This window comes from Nonomuraea sp. IBHARD001, from assembly GCF_056106265.1.
Map to the genome: position 1 here is coordinate 5,620,001 of NZ_JBWBBW010000002.1, position 21,704 is coordinate 5,641,704.

Below are 21,704 nucleotides of genomic sequence, written 5' to 3' on the forward strand. Positions count from 1 at the left end.
CCCGCCCGCTGGCCGACCTCTGGACGTTGTCCCAGCACATCGACGGGCACTTCCTGCCGTACTACGTGTTCATGCACTTCTGGATGAAGCTCGGGGTGGCCGAGTGGTGGATGCGACTGCCGTCCGCGTTCGCCGTCGCGGTGGCCGCCGGCTTCCTGTGCGATCTGGGCAGGAGGCTGCACGGTCTGCGGACGGGTGTCACGGCCGCGGCGTTGCTGGCCGTACTGCCGGTGGTGTCGTATCACGGGGCCAATGCCCGGTCTTATGCGTTTGCCGCGACTGCGGTGGTGTTGTCGTTCTGGGCGCTGCGGCGGCTCGTCGAGCGGAGGGGCACAGGGGTGCCCTCCGGCAGGCGGTTGCTGGTGTACGGGGTGTCGGTGGCGCTGCTCGGGTGCACGCATCTGTTCTCCGTCCTGGTGCTGCCCGCGCATCTGCTCGCCGTCGCCAGGCTGCCTCGCCGTACCGTGTTGACCAGGGTGTTGCCGGTGATGGCGGCGGGGTTCGTGCCGGCGGCGGCGCTGGGGCTGCTCGGGTTCGGGGAGCGGCACGCGATCAGCTGGATTCCGCAGCGCGGGGTCGAGGTGCTGGCGAAGTTCCCGAAGATGGCCGCGGGGGACGCGGCCACGGGGGCGCTGCTGTTCGTGGTGGCGCTGGGCGGTGCGGCGGCGTTGCTGGCGCTGCGGCGGCGGCCGGTCTCGCGGGTGTGGGTGGCGACCTTGCTGGCCTGGCTGGTGTTCCCGCCGTTGTTGCTGCTGGTGGTCTCGCACACGGTGACACCGGTGTATGTCGACCGCTATCTGTTCGTCACCGCTCCGGCGCTCGCGCTGCTGGCCGCGCTCGCGGTGTCGGCCCCGCTCCCCCGCCTCGGCGCGCTGCCCGGGCTCGTCCTGATCCCGCAGACGACGCTGGTGGTGGCCGCCGGTGTGCTCGCCGTTCCACAACATGCCGAGGTACGCGACTACAACGGGCGTTTCGAGGACTTCCCCGGCGCGGCCCGGCGCATCCTCAACCGGGCGCACCCGAACGACGCGATCATGTACGGCCAGAGCCAGCTGCGCAGAGGGTTCGACTACTACGCGCCCAAGGGCATGCCCGCCGACGTCCTCAGGCTGAAGGCGACACCCGAGCCCCACGGGTTCCGCTTCCTCGAACGCACCGACATCGACGCGGCCCTGCGTACGCGGAGCCGCGTGTGGGTGGTGTGGCGCGGCACCAAGCCGGACGGCCTGGAGGGTAAACGATTCCCGCAGGTGGAGGCGGCCAGGCGCAACGGGTTCATGCTCAGCTGGTCCTGGCATTCGGCCGAGCTGCCCGGCCTGTCGGTCGCCCTGTTCGCCCGCTGACACCCGGCACGCGAACACGGCGAAGGGCGGGCCTCGCCCCGAGGCCCGCCCCGAACGGATGTGTCACGCCGAGGCGCCGACCTCCACCCCGCCGATCGACTTCTTGCCACGGCGCAGCACCAGGAAGCGCCCCTGCAGCAGATCGTCACCGCCGGGCACGTAAGCCTCATCGGTGATCTTCACATTGTTGAGGTAGGCGCCGCCCTCCTTGACCGCACGCCTGGCCTCCGACTTCGACTGCACGATGCCGCTCTCGGCCAGCAGGTCGACGAAGGAGGCGCCGAGCGCGGGCACGTTCGCCCGGGGTACCTCGGCCAGCGCGGCGGCCAGCGTCGAGACGGGCAGCGCCTCCAGCTCGCCCTGGCCGAACAGCGCCTTGGACGCGGCGACCACGGCGGCGAGCTCGTCGGCGCCGTGCACCATCGTGGTGAGGTCGTCGGCCAGCGCGTGCTGCGCCTGCCTGGCGAACGGCCGCTCGGCCACGGCCTTCTCCAGCTCGTCGATCTCCTCACGCCCGCGGAAGGTGAAGACCTTCAGGAAACGCACCACGTCACGGTCGTCGGCATTGAGGAAGTACTGGTAGAAGGCGTAGGGCGAGGTGAGCGCCGGGTCGAGCCAGATCGATCCGCCCGCCGTCTTGCCGAACTTGGTGCCGTCGGCCTTGGTGATCAGCTTGCCGGTCAGCGCGTGCGTGTGGCCGCCCTCGACCCTGCGGATGAGGTCGACCCCGGCGACGATGTTGCCCCACTGGTCGCTGCCGCCGACCTGCAGCGTGCAGCCGTTGCGCCGGTAGAGCTCCAGGTAGTCGTTGGCCTGCAGGATCTGGTAGCTGAACTCGGTGTAGCTGAGCCCGTCGCCGCCGAGCCTGGCCGCGACGGACTCGCGGGCCAGCATGCGGTTGACCGGGAAGTGCTTGCCGACGTCGCGCAGGAAGTCGATGGCCGACATCGGCGCGGTCCAGTCCAGGTTGCTGACCAGTTCGGCCGATGTGGCCGAGTCGTCGAAGGACAGGTAGCGCTCGACCTGTCCCCTGATCCTCGCCACCCATTCGGCGACGACCTCGGCGGAGTTCAGCGAGCGCTCGGTGCTGCGCCCGCTCGGGTCGCCGATCAGGCCGGTGGCCCCGCCGACCAGGCCGATCGGCTTGTGTCCCGCCCGCTGGAACCTGCTCAGGATGAGCAGGGTGGCCAGGTTGCCCATGTGGATGGAGGGTGCAGTCGGGTCGAAGCCGGCATAGACCGTGATCGGACCTTCCGACAGCGCCTTGCGCAGGGCGTCGATGTCGGTGGTCTGCGCGAGGATGTCGCGCCATTCGAGCTCATCGAGGATGTCGGTCACGATTCCGGCTTTCCTAAGTAGACGATGACAGTGGTTACAGCCTGCCCGAACGGCGGACACGGGCGCCACTTGGATAGTGTCGCGGGCATGTGGAAGGTCCGTCGTGAGCTGGTCGTTCTCAAGATCCTAGGGGCTGTGCTGAGCGCCGGTCTCGGGACGTACTGGTGGTCGCAGGGCGACACCCGGGGGCTGATCCTCGCCGTGCCGTCGACGCTGCTGCTCACCGCGATGGCCGTGCGCGACCTGCTGGTCCCCGTACGGCTGGCGGTCGACGAGAGCGGCATCACCGTCGTGCACGGCTACGCGGGCAGGCGGCACGTGCCGTGGGAGGCGATCGAGGACGTCAAGGTCGACGTCCGCACCAGGTGGGGGCTGCGCAGCGAGATGCTGGAGATCGACACCGGCGACCACCTGCACATCTTCAGCCGCAACGACCTCGGCGCCTCCTGCACGGAGGTCGCCGCCGCCCTGCGCGACCGGGGCCGCACCGCCTGAGCCCGGCCTCACCGGCGCCTCGGCACATGCGCACGGTACGGCGAGACGGCCGGGTCGCCGTCGATCCAGAACCGCCACGGGGTGTCGGCGGCGCTGGAGACGCCGGTGCGCGGGCCGCTGCTCACCCGCTCCGGCGGCGGCGGTGAGCCCACCAGGACACGGCCGACGTAGTCCAGGCCGTTGTCGGCACGGCCCAGGCCCATGGCGACCGTGAGTCTGGCGGGGCCTCTGGCCAGGTCGCGGGCCTTGACGGCTGCTCCCCTGCGGGCCGAGGCGTGCTCGGCGCCTTCGATCACCTCTCCGGCGCGCAGCAGCACGCCGTTGCCGTGGCCCTCGGGCATGCAGACGAGGTTGGCGCAGTAGTGCATGCCGTAGGTGAAGTACACGTAGAGGTGTCCCGGTGGGCCGAACATGACGGCGTTGCGCGGGGTGCGGCCCCGGAAGGTGTGCGAGGCGGGGTCCTCGCCCGGCAGGCCGTACGCCTCGACCTCGGTCAGTCTGAGGGCGACGCCTCCGGCGAGCAGGACGCGGCCGAGCAGGTCGGGGGCGACCTCGTGGGAGGGCCGTTCGAAGAACGAGCGCGGCAACGCCTCGGTCCCGGTGAGCGGGTGCCCACCGGGACCTGGTCGTGCGTGGGTCAGGAGCCCGCCGCCCAGGCGGCCTGGGCGTCGACGCTCGCGCGCAGTGCGGCGAGCTGGTCGCGCACGCGGTCGGGTGCGGTGCCGCCGTGTGCCTTGCGCGCGGCGAGCGCGCCGGGCACGTTGAGCACGTCGCGTACGTCGGGCGTCAGGTGCGGCGAGACCTTGGCCATCTCCTCGTCGGTCAGCTCGCCGAGGTCCTTGTCGTTGACCTGGCACCACACGACCAGGTGACCGACGGCCTCGTGGGCGTCGCGGAAGGCCACGCCCTTGCGGACGAGCAGCTCGGCCAGGTCGGTGGCCAGGGCGAAGCCGTCGGGGGCCGACGACTCCAGGCGTGCGGTGTTGACCCGCATGGTGGCCACCAGACCGGCGACGGCGGGCAGGACCAGCAGCAGGGTGTCGACGCTGTCGAACACCGGCTCCTTGTCCTCCTGCAGGTCGCGGTTGTAGGTGAGCGGCAGGCCCTTGAGCGTGGTGAGCAGCGTCATGAGGTTGCCGATGAGCCGCCCGGACTTGCCGCGAGCGAGCTCGGCGACGTCGGGGTTCTTCTTCTGCGGCATGATCGACGAGCCGGTGGAGTAGGCGTCGTCCATCTCGATCCAGCGGAACTCCTGCGAGGCCCACAGCACGATCTCCTCGCCGAGGCGGGAGAGGTGCACGCCGATCAGCGCGGCGTCGAAGAGGAACTCGGCGGCGAAGTCACGGTCGGACACCGCGTCCATCGAGTTGGGCGCGGCGCTGTCGAAGCCGAGCTCGGCGGCCACGGCCTCCGGGTCGAGCGGCAGCGAGGACCCGGCGAGCGCGCCCGAGCCGAGCGGGGAGACGGCGGCGCGCCTGTCCCAGTCGCGCAGCCTGTCGATGTCGCGGGTGAAGGCGTGGACGTGCGCGAGGAGCTGGTGGCCGAACGAGACCGGCTGGGCGTGCTGCAGGTGCGTCATGCCGGGCGCTGCGGTGTCGGCGTGCTCGGCCGCCTGGCTCATCAGCGCGGTCTCCAGCTCCACCAGCCTGGAGACGATCGTGCGCACGTGGTCGCGCAGGTACAGGCGCAGGTCGGTGGCGATCTGGTCGTTGCGCGAGCGTCCGGCGCGCAGCTTGCCGCCGAGGGAGCCGAGCCGTTCCAGCAGACCGCGTTCGAGCGCCGTGTGCACGTCCTCGTCGGCGACCGTGGGACGGAACTCGCCCGACTTGCAGGCCGCCTCCAGGTCGTCGACCGCGTGCAGCATGCGCTCGAGCTCGTCGTCGGTCAGCAGCCCCGCCCTGTGCAGCACCCGGGCGTGCGCCCTGGAGGCCAGCAGGTCGTAGGGCACCAGACGCCAGTCGAAGTGCACGCTCACCGACAGCCGGGTCAGCGCGTCGGCGGGACCTCCTTCGAAGCGTCCGCCCCAGAGCCGCATCGGCTTGCCATCACTCACCGTAGTTTCCCTCCCATTACCCTGCATCCTTGGCCCAGCGACCCTAGCCCACTCAGCCCTGACGGGCGTCCCTCGCCGACGCGATCTTGGACGGCAGACTCCACAACTGCACGAACCCCTTGGCCAGCGACTGGTCGAAGGTGTCGCCGCTGTCGTAGGTGGCCAGCGAGAAGTCGTAGAGCGACTGCTGCGACCTGCGTCCGGTGACGACCGCGCGACCGGCGTGCAGCGTCATCCGCACCTCGCCCGAGACGTGCCGCTGCGCGTCGTCGATGAAGGCGTCGAGGGAGTTCTTCAGCGGCGAGAACCACAGGCCGTCGTAGACGAGCTCGCCCCACCGCTGGTCCACGCCGCGCTTGAACCTGGCCAGGTCGCGCTCGACGGTGACGTTCTCCAGTTCCATGTGCGCCGCGACGAGGGCGACGGCACCCGGCGCCTCGTAGATCTCGCGCGACTTGATGCCGACGAGCCTGTCCTCGACCATGTCGATCCTGCCCACGCCCTGGGCTCCGGCCCGCCGGTTCAGCTCGGCGATGACCTGGTACGGCGTGAGCGGCCTGCCGTCGAGCGCCACGGGGACGCCGCCGGCGAAGGTGATGACGACCTCGTCCGGCTCGCGCGGCACGGCCGGGTCGTCGGTGTAGGAGTAGACGTCTTCGCCGGGGCCGTTCCAGATGTCCTCCAGGTAGCCGGTCTCGACGGCTCTGCCCCAGAGGTTCTGGTCGATGGAGTAGGGGTTCTTGGTGGTGGTCTCGATCGGCAGGCCCTTGTCCTCGGCGAAGGCGATGGCCTTGTCCCTGGTCCAGGCGTAGTCGCGGGCGGGGGCGACGACCTTGAGGTCGGGGGCGAGTGCGGCAAGGCCGGCCTCGAAGCGGACCTGGTCGTTGCCCTTGCCGGTGCAGCCGTGCGAGACCGTGGTGCCGCCGTACTTCTTGGCCGCGGCGACCAGGTGCTTGACGATCAGCGGCCTGGACAGCGCCGAGACCAGCGGGTAGCGGTCCATGTAGAGGGCGTTGGCACGCAGGGCCGGCATGCAGAAGTCGGCGGCGAACTCCTCCTTGGCGTCGACCACGACCGACTCGGCCGCGCCGCAGTCCAGGGCGCGCTTCTGGATGACCTCCATGTCCTCGCCGCCCTGGCCGAGGTCGACGGCGACCGCGATGACCTCGGCGTTCATGCGCTCGGCGAGGAAGGGAATGGCCACGGAGGTGTCCAGGCCGCCGGAGAAGGCGAGAACGACTCTTTCTGACATTGCTTCAGGATCCTTTGGTGCGTGCGTGTGAAGGGCGAACGGGCGGCCCGCGCGGTGGCGGGCTACGTACGTCGGTCCGCGGCCTTCAGCAGGGCCTCGGCGACCGCGGTTCCGCCCTGCGGATCGCGGCTGATGACGAGGATGGTGTCGTCGCCCGCGACGGTGCCGAGAATGGACTCCCAGTCGGCGTGGTCGATGGCGGAGGCGAGGAACTGCGCGGCGCCTGGCGGCGTCCTGACGATCACCAGGTTGGCCGAGGCGTCGGCGGCGACCAGGAGCTCCTCGGCCAGGCGGTGCAGCCGTGCGGCCGGGCTCTCGCCGGTGCCGAGCCTGGCCAGCGGGATGCGTCCGCCGCCTTCGCCGGGCAGGGCGTAGACGAGCGAGCCGTCCTCCGCCCTGAGCTTGAGCGCGCCGAGTTCGTCCAGGTCGCGGGAGAGTGTGGCCTGGGTGACCTCGACGCCGTTCTCGGCCAGCAGCCTGGCCAGGTCCGGCTGGGAGCGCACGGCCTGGCGCTGCAGCAGGTCGGCGATCTTGGCCTGCCGTGCCACCTTGGTCATCGGGATCGTCACGAGGCGCTCACCAGCCAGTGCAGCAGCGCCTTCTGGGCGTGCAACCGGTTCTCGGCCTGGTCCCACACCGCGCTCTGCGGGCCGTCGAGCACCTCCGCGGTGATCTCCAGCTCCCGGTAGGCGGGCAGGCAGTGCAGCACGATCGCGTCGGGCGAGGCGTGCGCCATCAGCGCGGCGTTGACCTGGTACGGCATGAGCGCGGCGATCCGCTCGTCCTTGCCGTCCTGGCCCATCGACACCCAGGTGTCGGTGGTGACGACGTCGGCGCCGTCGGCCGCGGCGACCGGGTCGGCCCCGACGTGGACCGAGCCGCCGGTGGTCGCGGCGATCGCTTCGGCGGCGGCCACGACGGCCGGGTCCGGCGTGTAGCCGCCGGGCGCGCCGATCCTGACGTGCATTCCGGCGGTGGCGCCGCCGAGCAGGTAGGAGTGCGCCATGTTGTTGGCGCCGTCGCCGAGGTAGGTCAGCGTCAGCCCCTCGGTGTAGCCGAACTTCTCGTGCACGGTCTGCAGATCGGCCAGGATCTGGCAGGGGTGGAACTCGTCGGTGAGCGCGTTGACGACCGGCACGCGGGACGCGGCCGCCATGGCCTCGATGCGTTCCTGGCCGGAGGTGCGCCACACGATGGCCGCGACCTGGCGCTCCAGCACCTTGGCGGTGTCCTCGATCGACTCGCCTCTGCCCATCTGCGAGGTGCCGCCGTCCAGCACCAGCGGCAGGCCGCCGAGTTCGCCGATGCCGACGAAGAAGGAGACCCTGGTCCTGGTGGAGGGCTTGTCGAAGAGCACGGCGACGGTCTGCGGCCCGGCGAAGGTGCGGTAGCCGTACCTGTCGCTCTTCATGGCGGCGGCCAGGTCGAGCACCTCGCGCTGCTGGGCGGGGGTGAGGTCGTCGTCGCGCAGGAAGTGCTCAGCCATGGGAGGCCGCCGTGAGGATGCCGGGCAGCGCGTCGACGAACGCCTGGACCTCCTGCGCCGTGATGACCAGCGGCGGCGCGATGCGCAGCGCGTCCGGCTGCAGGGCGTTGAGCAGGAAACCGGCCTGCTGGGCCGCGGCCTGGACCTTGGCCGACGCGTCCTCGGTGAGCACGATGCCCACCCACAGGCCCCTGCCGCGCACGCCCTTGAGCAGCGGGTGCTCGATCGCGCCGAGCCCCTCCCACAGCTGCGCCGCGACCTGCTGGACGTGGTCGAGGTCGACGGTGTCGAGCACGGCGAGCGCGGCGGCGCAGGAGACGGGGTTGCCGCCGAACGTGGAGCCGTGGTCGCCCTTGGCGAACAGCGTTCCCGCCTGGCCGAAGCCGACGCACGCGCCGATCGGCAGGCCGCCGCCCAGGCCCTTGGCCAGGGTGAGGATGTCGGGAAGCACGCCTTCGGCCTGGTGGGCGAACCAGTGACCGGTCCTGCCGATGGCCGACTGGATCTCGTCGGCGACCAGGAGCGCGCCCGCGGCCGTGCAGATGTCGCGTGCGGCGGCGAAGTAGCCGTCCGGCGGTGGCACCACGCCCGCCTCGCCCTGGGTGGGTTCGAGGAAGACGGCGGCGCACTCGTCGGTGACGGCGTTCTTGAGCGCGTCGGCGTCGCCGTAGGGCACGAAGCGCACCTCGACGGGGAAGGGCCCGAACTGCTCGCGGATCGACGGCTTGCCGGTCAGCGAGAGCGAGCCGATCGTGCGGCCGTGGAAGCCGTTCTCGGTGGCGACGAAGTACGGGCGGCCGTTGGCCTTGCCGTACTTGACGGCGAGCTTGTAGGCGGCCTCGTTGGCCTCGGTGCCCGAGTTGCACAGGAAGACCTTGGCGGGCTCGCCCAGCAGGTTCAGCAGCTTCTCGGCGAGCAGCACCTCGGGCTCGTGCAGGTAGAGGTTGGAGGTGTGGGCCAGCGTCGAGACCTGGGTGGTGACGGCCTGGACCAGGGCGGGGTGCGCGTGGCCGAGTGAGGAGACGGCGATGCCGCCGATCATGTCGAGGTAGGCGTTGCCCTCGACGTCCCACACGCGGGCGCCCTCACCGCGGGCCAGGGCCAGGGCGGGCACGCCGTAGTTCGGCATGAAGGCCTTTTCGAACCGCTCGTACAGCGACATCAGGGCATCACCATGGTTCCGATTCCGTGGTCGGTGAAGATCTCCAGCAGAAGGGCGTGCGGCACGCGCCCGTCGAGCACGTGGGCGTGCGGCACACCGCCCTTGACCGCCGACAGGCAGGCCTCCATCTTGGGGACCATGCCGCTGGCCAGGCCGGGCAGCAGCTCTTCGAGCGCTGCGGCGTCGAGCTTGTCGATGACGTCGCTGTCGTGCGGCCAGTTGGCGTACAGGCCTTCGACGTCGGTGAGCACGATGAGTTTCTGGGCGCCGAGCGCCACGGCGAGCGCCGCGGCGGCGGTGTCGGCGTTGACGTTGTACACGGTGCCGTCCTCGGCGCGTGCGACGCTGGAGACGACGGGGATGCGCCCGTCGTCGAGCAGGGCCCTGACCGCGCCCGGCTCGACCTTGACGATCTCGCCGACCTGGCCGATGTCGACGCGTTCGCCGTCGACGAGGGCGTGCTTGCGCTCGGCCGTGAACAGATGGGCGTCCTCGCCGGACATGCCGACGGCGAAGGGCCCGTGCCTGTTGATCAGGCCGACGACGTCGCGGTTGACCTGGCCGGTGAGCACCATCCTGACGACCTGCATGGCTTCGGGCGTGGTGACCCTGAGCCCGGCGGTGAAGGTCGACTCGATGCCGAGCCTGTCGAGGTGGGCGTTGATCTGCGGGCCGCCTCCGTGCACGACGACCGGCTTGAGCCCGGCGTAGCGCAGGAAGACCACGTCCTCGGCGAAACGTTCGCGCAGGGACTCCTCGGTCATGGCGTTGCCGCCGTACTTGACGACGACGGTGGCGCCGTGGAAGCGGGCCAGCCAGGGCAGCGCCTCGATGAGGGTGGCGGCCTTGGCGAGGGCTCCGTTGGCCCTCATGAGCTGTAGGCCGAGTTCTCGTGCACGTAGGCGGCGGTCAGGTCGGTGGTGTGGATGGTGGCCGAGTGCGGGCCCGCCGACAGGTCGACGGTGATGGTGACGTCGCGCGGGCGCATGTCGACCTTGTCGCGGTCGTCGCCGACGGCGCCGCCCCTGCAGATCCAGATGCCGTTGATGGCGACGTTGATGCGGTCGGGCTCGAAGACGGCGTCGGTGGTGCCGACGGCCGACAGCACGCGGCCCCAGTTGGGGTCCTCGCCGTGGATGGCGCACTTGAGCAGGTTCGAGCGGGAGACGGTACGGCCGACGGTGACGGCGTCGGCCTCGCTGGCGGCGCCGACGACCTCGATCGCGATGGCCTTGCTCGCGCCCTCGGCGTCGACGAGCAGTTGCCTGGCCAGGTCGGCGCAGACCTCGGTGATCTTCTTCTCGAACTCCGCGAGGTCGGGCGTCACGCCGCTGGCCGCGCTGGCCAGCAGCAGCACGGTGTCGTTCGTCGACATGCAGCCGTCGGCGTCGAGGCGGTCGAACGTCCTGGCCGTGGCCTTGCGCAGGACGGTGTCGAGCTGCTCGGAGGTGAGGTCGGCGTCGGTGGTGATGACGCACAGCATGGTGGCGAGCGCGGGGGCGAGCATTCCGGCTCCCTTGGCCATGCCGCCGACCATGTAGCCGCCGTCGCCGCGCCTGAAGGAGATCTTGGAGACCGAGTCGGTGGTCCTGATGGCGTCGGCGGCGGCCAGGCCGCCGTCCCTCGACAGCTGTGCGGCGGCCGTCTCGGCGCCGCCGAGCAGGGCGTCCATGGGCAGGCGCTCGCCGATCAGGCCGGTCGAGCACACCGCGATCTCGCCTGCCGAGTCCTGCAGGAGCTCGGCGACCTTCTCGGCGGTGGCGTGGGTGTCCTGGAACCCGGCGGGGCCGGTGCAGGCGTTGGCGCCGCCGGAGTTGAGGATGACCGCGCGCACCCTGCCGCCCGTCAGGACCTGCTGCGACCACACGACGGGGGCCGCCTTCACGCGGTTGGCCGTGAAGACGCCCGCGGCGGCGCGCGAGGGGCCGTCGTTGACGACGAGGGCCAGGTCGCGGGCGCCGCCGGCCTTGATGCCTGCTGCGATGCCCGTGGCCGAGAAGCCGAGGGGGGCGGTAACACTCACGGAGCGACTCCTGTCAGGGGAAGGCCGAGCTCTTCTGGCAGGCCGAGTGCGAGGTTCGCGCTCTGGATCGCGCCTCCGGCCGTGCCCTTGGTGAGGTTGTCGATGGCGATGACGGCGACCACGCGTCCGGCGCGTTCGTCGAGCGTCACCTGCAGGGCGGCGGTGTTGGCGCCGTAGGTCATGGCGGTGGCCGGCCACTGGCCCTGCGGCAGCAGCGTGACGAACGGCTCGTCCTTGAGTGCGGCGTGGTAGGCCTCGCGCAGGCCCTGGGCGGTGAGGCCGGGCTTGGCGGGTGCGGTGCAGGTGGCCAGGATGCCGCGGCTCATGGGGGCGAGCGTCGGGGTGAAGGAGACGGTGACGGCCGTTCCGGCGACGGCCGAGAGGTTCTGCTCCATCTCGGGGGTGTGGCGGTGCACGCCGCCGACGCCGTAGGCGCTGACCGAGCCCATGACCTCGCTGCCCAGCAGGCTGGCCTTGGCGGCCTTGCCCGCTCCGCTGGTGCCGCTCGCGGCGACCACGACGACGTCGGGCTCGGCCAGGCCCGCGGCGAAGGCGGGCAGCAGGGCGAGCGTGACGGCGGTCGGGTAGCAGCCGGGCACGGCGATCCGCCTGGCCCGGCGCAGCACCTCGCGCTGGCCGGGCAGCTCGGGCAGGCCGTAGGGCCAGGTGCCTGCGTGCTCGCCGCCGTAGAACTCCTGCCACGCGGCCGGGTCGGTCAGGCGGTAGTCTGCGCCGCAGTCGACGATGAGGGACTGCTCGCCGAGCTGCTCGGCGATGGCGGCCGACTGGCCGTGCGGCAGGGCGAGGAAGACGACGTCGTGCCCGGCCAGGGTCTGCTCGGTGGTGGGCTCGATGACGCGGCTCGCGAGCTGGGGCAGGTGTGGCTGGTGTGCGCCGAGCGGGTCGCCCGCGCTCGACGCGGCGGTCAGTGCGCCGATCTCCAGGGCCGGGTGGGCCAGGAGCAGGCGCAGCAGCTCGCCTCCCGCGTAGCCGCTCGCTCCGGCAATGGCCGCTTTCATCCCGCCCCCTGCATGTTTATGCACTACATCTCATGTTCTTGCTGAGTGAATGATGCACTCGATCGCAAGAACATGCAAGCCGAATCCAGGCCGTGAGATCGGACAAAACGCCTATCGAATGCATAATCACTCACAGAACATAGATCTAGCGATACCTACCTACCGCTCGGTACTGTGAGGTGGCATGAGTCTCAGTCACGCCCAGGTACAGGCCCAGCTCACGGCGGAAGGCCAGCTCTTCGAGATGGAGGAGCTCGGCTCGGGGACCCGGACCTGGAAACACGCGCCCGGCCACTTCCGGTCGATGCTGGAGATCAGCGGGTTCCACGGTGACAAGGTCTTCATCACCTACGAGGACGAGCAGCTCACCTACACCGAGCACTTCAGGCGGGCGGCCACCCTGGCCAGGCGGCTGATCGACGACTACGGCGTGACCAAGGGCGACCGGGTCGCCATCGCCATGCGCAACTACCCCGAATGGGTGGTGTCCTTCTCCGCGGTGCTGGCCGCCGGCGCCGTCGCCGTACCCCTGAACGCGTGGTGGACCGAGCAGGAGCTGGCCTTCGGGGTGCGTGACTCGGGGGCGACCGTGCTCGTCGCCGACGGCGAGCGGGCCGGGAGGCTGGCGGCGACGGGCGTGCCGATGATCGTGGCCAGGGCGGGCGCCGGCGAGGTGCCGCCGGGGGCGCGGGCGTTCGACGAGGTCATGGGCGAGGTCGAGGACGGGGTGACGCTGCCGCCGGTCGAGCTGTCGCCAGACGACCCGGCGACCATCTTCTACACCTCCGGCACCACCGGCGTGCCGAAGGGCGCGCTCGGCAGCCATCGCAACCTCGGCCAGTCACCGATGACGATCGCCTACGCGCTCATGCGGGCCACCTTGCGCGCGGGCAAGGACCTGGCCGAGTCGGCGGGGCAGCGCAGGGTGACGTTGCTGACCGTGCCGCTGTTCCACGTGACGGGCTGTTTCGCGGTGCTGACCACGACGATGTTCAGCGGCGGCGGGCTGGTGCTGATGTACAAGTGGGACGCGGGCCGCGCGCTTCGACTGATCGAGCGCGAACGGGTCAACACCTTCAACGGCGTGCCGACCAACGCCTGGCAGCTGCTCTCGCACCCCGACTTCGGCTCCTACGACCTGTCCAGCCTCGCCACCGTCAGCTACGGCGGCGCGCCCGCACCGCCCAGACTGCTGGAGCGCATCACCGAACTCCTGCCCGAACGCTCCCCCTCCAACGGGTACGGCATGACCGAGACGACCGCGCTGGCCGTGCTCAACAGCGGCGCCGACTACCTGGCCAGACCGGAGAGCATCGGCCTGCCCGTCGCCGTGGTGGACGTGAAGGTCGTGGGCCCGGCGGGAGACGACCTGGCCACCGGCGAGGTCGGCGAGCTGTGCGTGCGCGGGCCCAACGTCATCCTCGGCTACTGGCAGCGCCCCGAGGCCACCGCCCAGACGTTCGTGAACGGCTGGCTGCACACCGGCGACCTGGCCCGCGTCGACGACGACGGCTTCGTCACCATCGTCGACCGGGCCAAGGACATGGTCATCAGGGGCGGCGAGAACGTCTACTGCGCCGAGGTCGAGGCCGCCCTGTTCGAGCACCCGGACGTGGACGACGCCGCCGTCATCGGGGTGCCGCACGACGAGCTCGGCGAGGAGGTCGGCGCGGTCGTCAGGCTCAGGCCGGGCGCGCGGACGAGCGGTGAGGAGCTGCGCGCCTTCCTCGGTGAGCGGATCGCCAGATTCAAGATCCCGGCGCATGTGTGGTTCCGCGAGACGGAACTCCCCCGCAATCCCGGCGGGAAGATCCTCAAGACACACCTGCGCCGCGAGGTGCTCGACTCCTAGACGGGGACCGGATCCAGGCCGAGGTGTTCGGCGATCACCGCGGTCACCGGGGTGATCGCCGGGAGCCGGTCGGCGGCGAACCAGCCGGGCTTGTGGGTGCGCAGCAGCAGCTCGCCGCTGCGTTCCCACTGGAAGCCCTTGCGGTTGAGCAGCCGGGCGAACACCTGCCCGGCCTTGGCCTCGTCGCGTGCGGCGAGCCTGCGCAGCGGCACCGGTGAGACCGCGTCGCCGCGCAGGTAGGCGGTGAGCACGTCGCGGTAGCGCCTGCGCAGCATCAGCGAGGGATCGGCGAAGGCCGCCTCCAGCAGGGCGAAGTCGGCGTAGTAGCCGAGCCCCTCGTGCTCGTCGAAGATCAGGGCGACCGACTCGGCCGCCGCCACGTGCTCGGGCAGATGGAAGTCGGCGCCCGGCCCGAGGTAGGCGCGCATGCTCTCGGCCACGCGCTCGCCCGGCATGACGACCAGGTCGGCGCCGAAGTGCGCGACGAAGCGCAGCCGCTCCTCCTCCTGACGCCTCCTGGCCCTGGCCAGCGCCTCGGGATTGCGGAAGACGTGGGCCGGGTGGGTGAGCGCGACATGCGCCGCCTCGGCGACCAGGCGCTGCCTGAGCGAGGCGTCGTGCACGGCCGGAGTGCCGCTGATCAGCCAGCTCCCCTCACCGAGCGGCACCAGCCTGCCCACCACGAACATCCCGGGCGAGAGCGGCTCGAAGGCGTCGACGCCCAGGTCGGAGTACGTCGTGTAGGTCAGCTCGTCGATCAGGTTGACCAGCCGCACACCCGCGCCCTCGCGCGCGCCGACCTCGAAGACGCCCTCGACGACGTCCTTCCAGCCCAGCACGAGCCGCCTGTCGTCGTCGCCGAGCCCGGGATGCGCCGCCACGAACCTGTCGACGACCGTGTCGCCGCCCGGCAGCCGGTGCTGCAGGGTGAACTGGTCGACGACCAGCACGGCCGCCGCCTCGTCCGCCGCGGGCCCGTCGGCGTAGTAGCGGGCCAGCACCGCGCGCAGCTCCGTCGCGAACGCGCCCGAGGTGGCGTGGTGCACCAGGGCGGCCTTCAGCTCGCGGGCCCGCTCCAGCAGCGCTTCCATGTCCGACACCTCTCCGTAGTCACCCGAACGCAGACAGACACTAACGGCGCGGGCGTGCCGCCGCGAGCGGTTCGGCGTACTCCACCCGGTCCGGAAGGTGTGCCCGCGCATGACCTGACAGGTAATCGCGCAGGTAAGGGCGCCGATGGCACGGTTGAGCCATCGCAAGGCAAGCACAGCCCGAGGAGCAGAGATGACCGCCATGACCGCCACCGCCGACCGCACGCGATTCCTTCGCCTGGTCCTTCTCGCCGACGCCGTCGTCACCGGTGGCAACGGCCTGGTCTACCTCGTGGCCGCTGGCCCCGTCTCCGGCCTGCTCGGCCCCGACGCCGGCCTGCTGCGCGGCATCGGCGTCTTCCTGATCGTGTACGGCCTGGCCGTCGGCGTGCTGTCCACCAGGCCCGCCCGGACCGCGACCATGGTCGTCGTCGGGCTGAACGTCGTCTGGACCCTGGCCAGCGTCGCCGCGGTCGTGACCGGGGCGCTGGACTTCACCACGGTCGGCGTGGTCTGGGCGCTCATGCAGGCCGTCGTCGTCGGCGCCTTCGCCGAACTGCAGATCGTCGGCCTGCGCAAGTCCGCACGCTGACCTCCCCTCCCCCACGACTCCCTCCCCCATGACTCCCGAAAGGAATCACCCCATGACTCTCATCGACCGCTATCTCGCCGCCTGGAACGAGAAGGACGCCGCCGCCAGGGCCAAGGCCGTGGCCGAGGTGTGGACCGAGGACGCCACCTACACCGACCCGATGGCCGACGTCGCCGGGCACGAGGGCATCGCGGCGGTGATCGAAGGGGCGCAGGGCATGTTCCCGGGGCTCGTCTTCACCGCGGGAGAGGTCTACGACGCCCACGGCGACCTGGTCAGGTTCACCTGGCACCTGGGGCCGGAAGGCGGGGAGCCGCTCGCGGTCGGGTTCGACGTGGCGGTGCTGGCTCCCGACGGGCGCATCCGCCAGGTGCTGGGCTTCCTGGACAAGGTGCCCGGCTGAGGCACCGGCCGCCCGCCACCCCCGGACCGATTCGGTCCGGGGGTAATTAGGTTGCCCTAACTAGATGGCGTGCGCACAATAGGATCTCGTGTCCGGAAAATCGCGCCGATCATGGTTGTCCCTGCTGAGCATGGACCTGCGTCCTCTGCGCGACTCGCGCGACTTCAGGCTGCTGTTCGGCTCCGGCGTGATCGGGATGTTCGGCTCGTTCCTTTCCATGATCACACTGCCGCTGCAGATGAAGGAGCTCACCGGCTCCTATGTCGCGGTCGGTCTGATGAGCCTGGCCGAGTTCGTGCCGATGCTGGTGTGCGGGCTGTGGGGCGGCGCCATCGCCGACGCGCTCGACCGCCGCAAGATCGTGCTCTACACCGAGATCGGCCTGTGCCTGTCGATCGCCGCCCTGCTCGTCAACGCCATGCTGCCGAACCCGCAGATCTGGGTCCTGTACGTCATGGGCGCGCTCACCGCCGGGCTCGGCAGCCTGCAGCGTCCCAGCCTCGAAGCGCTGATGCCGCGCGTGGTCAAGCACGACCAGCTCACCGCCGCCGCCGCACTGAGCAGCTTCCGCTGGAACCTGGGCGCCATCGTCGCACCCGCCCTTTCCGGCGTCATCTTCGCCGTGTACGGCGCCGCCGCGGCCTACGGCATCAATATCGTCACCTACGCGCTGTCGCTGGTGCTGCTGTGGCTCATCCGCTCGGCCCCTCCCTCGGAGGACGCCGAGCCCGCCTCGATCCGCTCCATGATCGAGGGAGTGCGCTACGCGATCGGCAGGCGTGACCTCATGGGCACGTACCTGGTCGACATCGCGGCCATGGTGTTCGCGTTCTCGACCGCGTTGTATCCCTTCATCGCCGACCACTTCGGCGGCGCCGAGGCGGCGGGCCTGCTGTTCTCGGCCAGTGCGGTCGGCTCGCTCATCGCCTCGCTGACCTCGGGCTGGACCACCAGGGTGCACCGGCACGGCATGGGCGTGATCGTCGCCGCCGCCCTGTGGGGGCTCGCCGTGGTGGCCGCCGCGTTCATGCCGACGCTCTGGGGCATCCTGGTCTGCCTGGCGATCGCGGGCGCGGCCGACATGATCAGCGGCATCTTCCGCTCGACGATCTGGAACCAGACCATCCCCGACGAACTACGCGGACGTCTGGCCGGGATCGAGCTGCTGTCGTACATGACGGGGCCGATGCTGGGCAACGCCAGGGCCGGACTGATGGCGCAGATCGGCGGGTTCCGCTTCTCGCTCGGCGCGGGCGGCGTGCTGTGCGTGCTGGCCGTGGCCGGACTGGCGGCCAGGCTGCCCGCCTTCAGGCGTTACGACGCGCGCACCGACGAGCACGCCCTGCGCGAGAAGGCCCGCCGCGAGGCGGCAGCGGCGGCCGCCGCAGGCTGAGAACGCCGAGGGGCGCTCAGGCGGGCTCGCGCCAGCCGTCGTAGCCGTCGAGGAGGGCGTCGATCCTCGGCAGGTCGGCCTCGTCGAGCCTGTCCATCACGACGAGCCACTGGGCGTCCTCCAGGTCGTCCTCGCCCGCGAGCGTCTCACGGACGACGGGCGGCGCCGCGTCGGCGGGATACCACCCGGCGAGCGTCTCGGCCGCCTCCTCGGCGTCCTCGCGGTCGGCGAACACCAGCAGGTGTCTCATCAGGGGCTCTCCATGGTCGTGGGCTCGTGCGGGCTTCGAGACTATCTTCTTGATCATCGATTGCGGTCCCTGCGGATGCCGTGGCCCCGGATCGGCCCGGCCGGTCCGCATGACCGGCACTTCCCCTTCTAACAGGCGCTTTGCCGACGAAAGGCCATTTGACCGGCAGTTGACCGCGTCCGGCGTGTCGCACGCAAGGCGAAGGCCCCGGCGGGAGTGCGCCCGCCGGGGCCTTCGCGATCACCTGAGGACTACGCGCCGCGCAACTGGGCGCCCACGCGGTCGGCGGCCAGCGCCACGGCCGCCTCGCGGGCCGCCGTCGTCTCCTCCGCCGTCAGCGTCCGGTCCGGCGCTCGGAAGCGCAGCGTGTAGGCCAGCGACTTGTTGCCCTCGCCCACCTGCGCACCCGCGTAGACGTCGAACAGCCGCACCGACTCCAGCAGCTCGCCAGCCCCGTCACGCAGCGCCGCCTCGACGTCGGCGACGGACGTCCAGTCGGGCACGATGAGCGCGACGTCCTGCGTGGCGACCGGGTAGGACGACACGGGAGGTGTCTGCACGGGGCCGGGCAGTGTGGCTTCGAGGCGCGACAGCTCCAGCTCCATCGCACACGTGCGCGGGGGCAGGCCGTACGCCTCGATCACCCGGGGGTGCAGCTCGCCCGCGTGGCCGACGAGGGTGTCGGCGACGTACAGGGCGGCCGAGCGGCCGGGGTGCCATGGCTCGTGCGGGTCGGCGCTGATGGCCAGCTCCACCCGCGCCTCCTGGGCGATGAGCCTGGCGGCCTGCACGGCGTCCGACCACGACGCCTGCCTGCCCGGCCCCCACCAGCCGGAACGCTCGAACTCCCCGGCCAGCACCACCGCGACGCGCAGCGGCTGGTCGGGCAGCGCGGCGGCGATCGTGGCCAGCTCGTCGAGCGTCGGCACACGCTCGACGCCGAGCACGGGAGCCGTGGCGGGCGCGCCCTCGCGAGGGCGGTACACCAGGCCCGTCTCGAACAGCGCCACGTCGCCGAAGCCCCTGCCGACATTGCGGACCACGGTCTTGAGCAGACCGGGCAGCAACGTCGTGCGCATGAGCGGCTCGTCCTCCGACAGCGGGTTGGCCAGCCTGGCCGCCCTGCGGCGCTCGTCGTCGGCGGGCAGCTGCAGCTGGTCGAAGTCGCGCTCGCCGATGAACGGATAGGCCAGCACCTCGGTGTAGCCCGCCGCGGCCAGCGCCCTGCCGACCCGCCTGCGCAGCCGCTGCGCCTCGGTCAGCCCGGCGCCCGCGGGGGCCTTGGGCAGCACCGAGGGCAGGTTGGCATAGCCTTCGAGCCTGATGACCTCTTCGGCCAGGTCGTTGGGGTCGGTCAGGTCGGGCCGCCAGGTCGGCGGGACCACGGTGATCATGTCGTCGCCGGTCACGGCCAGCCGTGCGGCCAGCTCCGGCGAGGTCGGCGTCGAGACGCCTCCCGAAGGCTGCGCCGGGTCGTCGCCCGCCCGCACCTCGCACCCGACCTGCTCCAGCCGCGTGACCACGACCTCACGGGAGTAGGGCACGCCCGCGACCTTGGCCGGATGGCCGGTCGGCATCGCGATCCTGGGCCGCGTGACCTCGACCTCGGCATGCGTCACGCCGGGCGCCGCCGTGGCGCCGCCCAGCTCGACCAGCAGCCGCACCGCACGCGCCGATGCCACCAGCGGCAGCTCCCGGTCGACGCCGCGCTCGAACCGCTTGGACGCCTCGGAGACCAGGTTGTGCCGCCTGGACTCGCGGGCGATGCCGGTCGCGGAGAAGTGCGCCGCCTCGATCACGATGTCGGTCGAGGCCGGCGTGATCTCGGTGGCCAGGCCGCCCATCGTGCCCGCCATCGAGATCGGGCCCGAGGCGTCGGTGATGAGGATGTCCTCGGCGTCGAGCTCGCGCACGGCGTGGTCGAGCGTCTCCAGGCGCTCGCCCGGCCGCGCCCTGCGTACGACGATCTCACCCTGCAGCGTGCTCCTGTCGAAGGCGTGCAGCGGCTGGCCGAGCTCCAGCATCACGTAGTTGGTGACGTCGACGGCCAGCGAGACCGGGCGCATGCCCGCCCTGGTCAGCCGGGTGCGCATCCACAGCGGCGAGGTCGCCTCCGGGTCGAACCCGGTGACCTCGCGCAGCACGAACCTGTCGCAGGCGCCCTCGTCGGCGATCGAGGCGGGCCAGGCCTGCCCTTCGGCCTTCGGAAGCGGCGCCAGGGCCGGGTCGTCGAACGGCACGCCGAACGCGGTCGCCGCCTCGCGGGCCACACCGCGCACCGACAGCGCGTAGCCGATGTCGGGGGTGATCTCCATCTCGATCACGTCGTCGCGCAGGCCGAGCAGCTCGACCACGTCGGTGCCGATCGGCGTGCCCTTGGGCAGCACCATGATGCCGTCGTGGTCGTCGCCGAGGCCGAGCTCGCGCTCGGAGCAGATCATGCCCTCCGACAGCCTGCCGTAGGTCTTGCGCGCGCCCACCTCGAACCCGCCGGGCAGCACGCCGCCCGGCAGCACGACCGGCACGCGGTCTCCGGCGGCGAAGTTCGTCGCGCCGCACACGATCTGGCGCGGCTCGGCCTCGCCGACCTCGACCATGCAGTGCCTGATCGGCTTCTTGAAGCCTTCGAGCTCCTCCACCGACAGCACCTCGCCGACGACGACGTTCTTCACGTCGTGGCCGTGCGAGGTGATGCCTTCGAGCTTGAGCCCGGCGGCGGTGAGCTTGTCCGCGACCTCGTGCGCGGTGACCGGCGGGAGGTCGACGAGCTCCCGCAGCCAGGAGAGCGGGACCTTCATCAGATCTCCATTCCGAACGGGAGCGTGAAGCGCACGTCTCCCTCGACCATGTCACGCATGTTCTCGACGCTGTGCCTGAACATCAGCGTGCGCTCGATGCCCATGCCGAAGGCGAAGCCGGAGTAGCGGCTCGGGTCGACGCCGCAGGCCACCAGCACGCGCGGGTTGACCATGCCGCAGCCGCCCCACTCGATCCAGCCCTCGGACCTGCACGTGCGGCACGGCGGGTTGCCGGGCACGGCCGACGCGCCCCTGCACACGAAGCACTTGAGGTCGAGCTCGGCCGACGGCTCGGTGAAGGGGAAGTAGTTGGGCCTGAACCTCGTCGTGATGCCCTCGCCGAACATCACCTCGGCGAAGCGGTCCAGCGTGCCCTTCAGATGCGCCATCGTCAGGCCCTCGTCGACCGCCAGGCCCTCCACCTGGTGGAAGACGGGCGTGTGGGTGGCGTCGAGCTCGTCGGTGCGGAACACCTTGCCCGGCGAGATCACATAGACCGGCAGCCTGCGGGTCAGCAGCGCGCGGATCTGCACCGGCGAGGTCTGCGTGCGCAGCACCTTGCCCGAGTCGGTCGACTCGACGAAGAAGGTGTCGTGGTCGGAGCGCGCCGGGTGGTCGGTGGCGATGTTGAGCGCGTCGAAGTTGAACCACTCGCCTTCGAGCTCGGGTCCCTCGGCCACCTCGTAACCCATGGCCACGAAGGAGTCGGCGACACGCTCCTGCATGGTGGTCAGCGGGTGCCTGGCCCCCTTGGGCAGCCGGTCCCACGGCAGCGTGACGTCGACGGCCTCCTCGACGAGCACACGCGCGTCCCGTTCGGCCTCCAGCTCCGCCTGCCGTACGGCAAGCGCTTCGTTGATCGCCTTGCGGGCCGCGCCCACGCGCTTTCCGGCCTCGGCCTTGGCCGCGGGCGGCAGGGCGCCGATCTCGCGGTTGGCCAGGGCGATCGGCGAGCGGTCGCCCGCGTGGGCGAGGCGGACCTGCTTCAGTGCGTCGAGGCCGTCGGCGGTCTTGATCGCGGCGACGGCTTCCGCCTCCATGCGCGCCAGCTCGTCGGCGTGCAGAGGCGTGACCTCGACGGGGTCGTAGTCAGACAAGAGTGAGCTCCGTATCCAGGGCTTGAGCGGACCCGAGTCTAGTCGGATCGGCATGCG

At 71.1% G+C, this 21,704-nt stretch carries 20 protein-coding genes (1 of these 20 cut by a window edge); 6 read left to right on the plus strand and 14 right to left on the minus strand.

The window, feature by feature from the left end; genetic code table 11:
- Nucleotides 1-1,343 carry the 3' portion of a glycosyltransferase family 39 protein gene (locus ACTWNK_RS27640; protein WP_474307461.1) on the plus strand. Its footprint begins 181 nt before the window's first position, so the window shows 1,343 of its 1,524 coding nt (coding positions 182-1,524); its start codon lies beyond the left edge, outside the window; it ends in the stop codon at nucleotides 1,341-1,343.
- A gap of 63 nt (nucleotides 1,344-1,406) precedes the next feature.
- Here the strand turns inward: ACTWNK_RS27640 and tyrS are convergent, their stop codons facing one another.
- Nucleotides 1,407-2,681: a tyrosine--tRNA ligase gene (tyrS, locus tag ACTWNK_RS27645; RefSeq protein ID WP_474307462.1), complete on the minus strand. Its 1,275-nt coding sequence runs from the start codon at nucleotides 2,679-2,681 to the stop codon at nucleotides 1,407-1,409.
- Nucleotides 2,682-2,768: 87 nt separating this feature from the next.
- Between tyrS and ACTWNK_RS27650 the strand changes: the two genes are divergently transcribed.
- Nucleotides 2,769-3,176, plus strand: coding sequence for a PH domain-containing protein (locus ACTWNK_RS27650; protein WP_474307463.1), 408 nt, complete (start codon nucleotides 2,769-2,771; stop codon nucleotides 3,174-3,176).
- Nucleotides 3,177-3,184: 8 nt separating this feature from the next.
- Here ACTWNK_RS27650 and ACTWNK_RS27655 read toward each other — a convergent pair whose 3' ends face one another.
- The 9 genes from ACTWNK_RS27655 to argC all read right to left on the minus strand — a co-directional run bounded on the left by ACTWNK_RS27655 (nucleotide 3,185) and on the right by argC (nucleotide 12,171).
- Nucleotides 3,185-3,763 (minus strand): DNA-3-methyladenine glycosylase, encoded by a 579-nt coding sequence (locus ACTWNK_RS27655; protein WP_474307464.1) that lies wholly within the window; start codon nucleotides 3,761-3,763, stop codon nucleotides 3,185-3,187.
- 50 nt (nucleotides 3,764-3,813) lie between these two features.
- Nucleotides 3,814-5,256, minus strand: coding sequence for an argininosuccinate lyase (gene argH, locus ACTWNK_RS27660; RefSeq protein WP_474307465.1), 1,443 nt, complete (start codon nucleotides 5,254-5,256; stop codon nucleotides 3,814-3,816).
- A 25-nt stretch (nucleotides 5,257-5,281) separates the two neighbouring features.
- The gene (locus ACTWNK_RS27665; RefSeq protein ID WP_474307466.1) at nucleotides 5,282-6,481 is read right to left on the minus strand and encodes an argininosuccinate synthase; all 1,200 of its coding nucleotides are present in this window, start codon (nucleotides 6,479-6,481) and stop codon (nucleotides 5,282-5,284) included.
- Between the two features lie 62 nt (nucleotides 6,482-6,543).
- Nucleotides 6,544-7,038, minus strand: coding sequence for an arginine repressor (locus ACTWNK_RS27670; protein WP_474311003.1), 495 nt, complete (start codon nucleotides 7,036-7,038; stop codon nucleotides 6,544-6,546).
- 8 nt (nucleotides 7,039-7,046) lie between these two features.
- Entirely contained in the window at nucleotides 7,047-7,967 is a 921-nt protein-coding gene (gene argF, locus ACTWNK_RS27675; RefSeq protein ID WP_474307467.1) for an ornithine carbamoyltransferase, read from the minus strand.
- Nucleotides 7,960-9,129, minus strand: coding sequence for an acetylornithine transaminase (locus tag ACTWNK_RS27680; protein WP_474307468.1), 1,170 nt, complete (start codon nucleotides 9,127-9,129; stop codon nucleotides 7,960-7,962). Before ACTWNK_RS27680 ends, argF begins: the two co-directional genes overlap by 8 nt.
- Nucleotides 9,129-10,001, minus strand: a complete 873-nt coding sequence (argB, locus tag ACTWNK_RS27685; RefSeq protein ID WP_474307469.1) for an acetylglutamate kinase — start codon at nucleotides 9,999-10,001, stop codon at nucleotides 9,129-9,131. Before argB ends, ACTWNK_RS27680 begins: the two co-directional genes overlap by 1 nt.
- Nucleotides 9,998-11,152, minus strand: a complete 1,155-nt coding sequence (argJ, locus tag ACTWNK_RS27690) for a bifunctional glutamate N-acetyltransferase/amino-acid acetyltransferase ArgJ (RefSeq protein WP_474307470.1) — start codon at nucleotides 11,150-11,152, stop codon at nucleotides 9,998-10,000. The genes argB and argJ overlap by 4 nt, the downstream gene beginning before the upstream one ends.
- The gene (gene argC / locus ACTWNK_RS27695; RefSeq protein ID WP_474307471.1) at nucleotides 11,149-12,171 is read right to left on the minus strand and encodes an N-acetyl-gamma-glutamyl-phosphate reductase; all 1,023 of its coding nucleotides are present in this window, start codon (nucleotides 12,169-12,171) and stop codon (nucleotides 11,149-11,151) included. The genes argJ and argC overlap by 4 nt, the downstream gene beginning before the upstream one ends.
- A 184-nt stretch (nucleotides 12,172-12,355) precedes the next feature.
- On the opposite strand from argC, the gene ACTWNK_RS27700 reads away from it, so the two are divergent.
- Nucleotides 12,356-14,023 carry a class I adenylate-forming enzyme family protein gene (locus ACTWNK_RS27700; protein ID WP_474307472.1) on the plus strand — a complete coding sequence of 556 codons (1,668 nt, stop codon included), beginning with the start codon at nucleotides 12,356-12,358 and terminating at the stop codon, nucleotides 14,021-14,023.
- Here ACTWNK_RS27700 and ACTWNK_RS27705 read toward each other — a convergent pair.
- Entirely contained in the window at nucleotides 14,020-15,114 is a 1,095-nt protein-coding gene (locus ACTWNK_RS27705) for a hypothetical protein (protein ID WP_474307473.1), read from the minus strand. The two genes, ACTWNK_RS27700 and ACTWNK_RS27705, sit on opposite strands and share 4 nt — an antisense overlap.
- A 193-nt stretch (nucleotides 15,115-15,307) precedes the next feature.
- On the opposite strand from ACTWNK_RS27705, the gene ACTWNK_RS27710 reads away from it, so the two are divergent.
- The 3 genes from ACTWNK_RS27710 to ACTWNK_RS27720 all read left to right on the plus strand — a co-directional run bounded on the left by ACTWNK_RS27710 (nucleotide 15,308) and on the right by ACTWNK_RS27720 (nucleotide 17,502).
- Nucleotides 15,308-15,706, plus strand: a complete 399-nt coding sequence (locus tag ACTWNK_RS27710) for a hypothetical protein (protein WP_474307474.1) — start codon at nucleotides 15,308-15,310, stop codon at nucleotides 15,704-15,706.
- Nucleotides 15,707-15,758: 52 nt separating this feature from the next.
- Entirely contained in the window at nucleotides 15,759-16,109 is a 351-nt protein-coding gene (locus ACTWNK_RS27715; protein WP_474307475.1) for a nuclear transport factor 2 family protein, read from the plus strand.
- A gap of 130 nt (nucleotides 16,110-16,239) precedes the next feature.
- Nucleotides 16,240-17,502 (plus strand): MFS transporter, encoded by a 1,263-nt coding sequence (locus ACTWNK_RS27720; RefSeq protein ID WP_474307476.1) that lies wholly within the window; start codon nucleotides 16,240-16,242, stop codon nucleotides 17,500-17,502.
- A 16-nt stretch (nucleotides 17,503-17,518) separates the two neighbouring features.
- Here ACTWNK_RS27720 and ACTWNK_RS27725 read toward each other — a convergent pair whose 3' ends face one another.
- The 3 genes from ACTWNK_RS27725 to pheS form a co-directional block, all read right to left on the minus strand.
- Nucleotides 17,519-17,752 (minus strand): hypothetical protein, encoded by a 234-nt coding sequence (locus tag ACTWNK_RS27725; RefSeq protein ID WP_474307477.1) that lies wholly within the window; start codon nucleotides 17,750-17,752, stop codon nucleotides 17,519-17,521.
- A 251-nt stretch (nucleotides 17,753-18,003) separates the two neighbouring features.
- On the minus strand, nucleotides 18,004-20,550 hold the full coding sequence (locus ACTWNK_RS27730; RefSeq protein WP_474307478.1) for a phenylalanine--tRNA ligase subunit beta: 2,547 nt from the start codon (nucleotides 20,548-20,550) through the stop codon (nucleotides 18,004-18,006).
- Entirely contained in the window at nucleotides 20,550-21,590 is a 1,041-nt protein-coding gene (gene pheS / locus ACTWNK_RS27735; protein WP_474311004.1) for a phenylalanine--tRNA ligase subunit alpha, read from the minus strand. The genes ACTWNK_RS27730 and pheS overlap by 1 nt, the downstream gene beginning before the upstream one ends.
- Nucleotides 21,591-21,704: the final 114 nt, after the last annotated feature.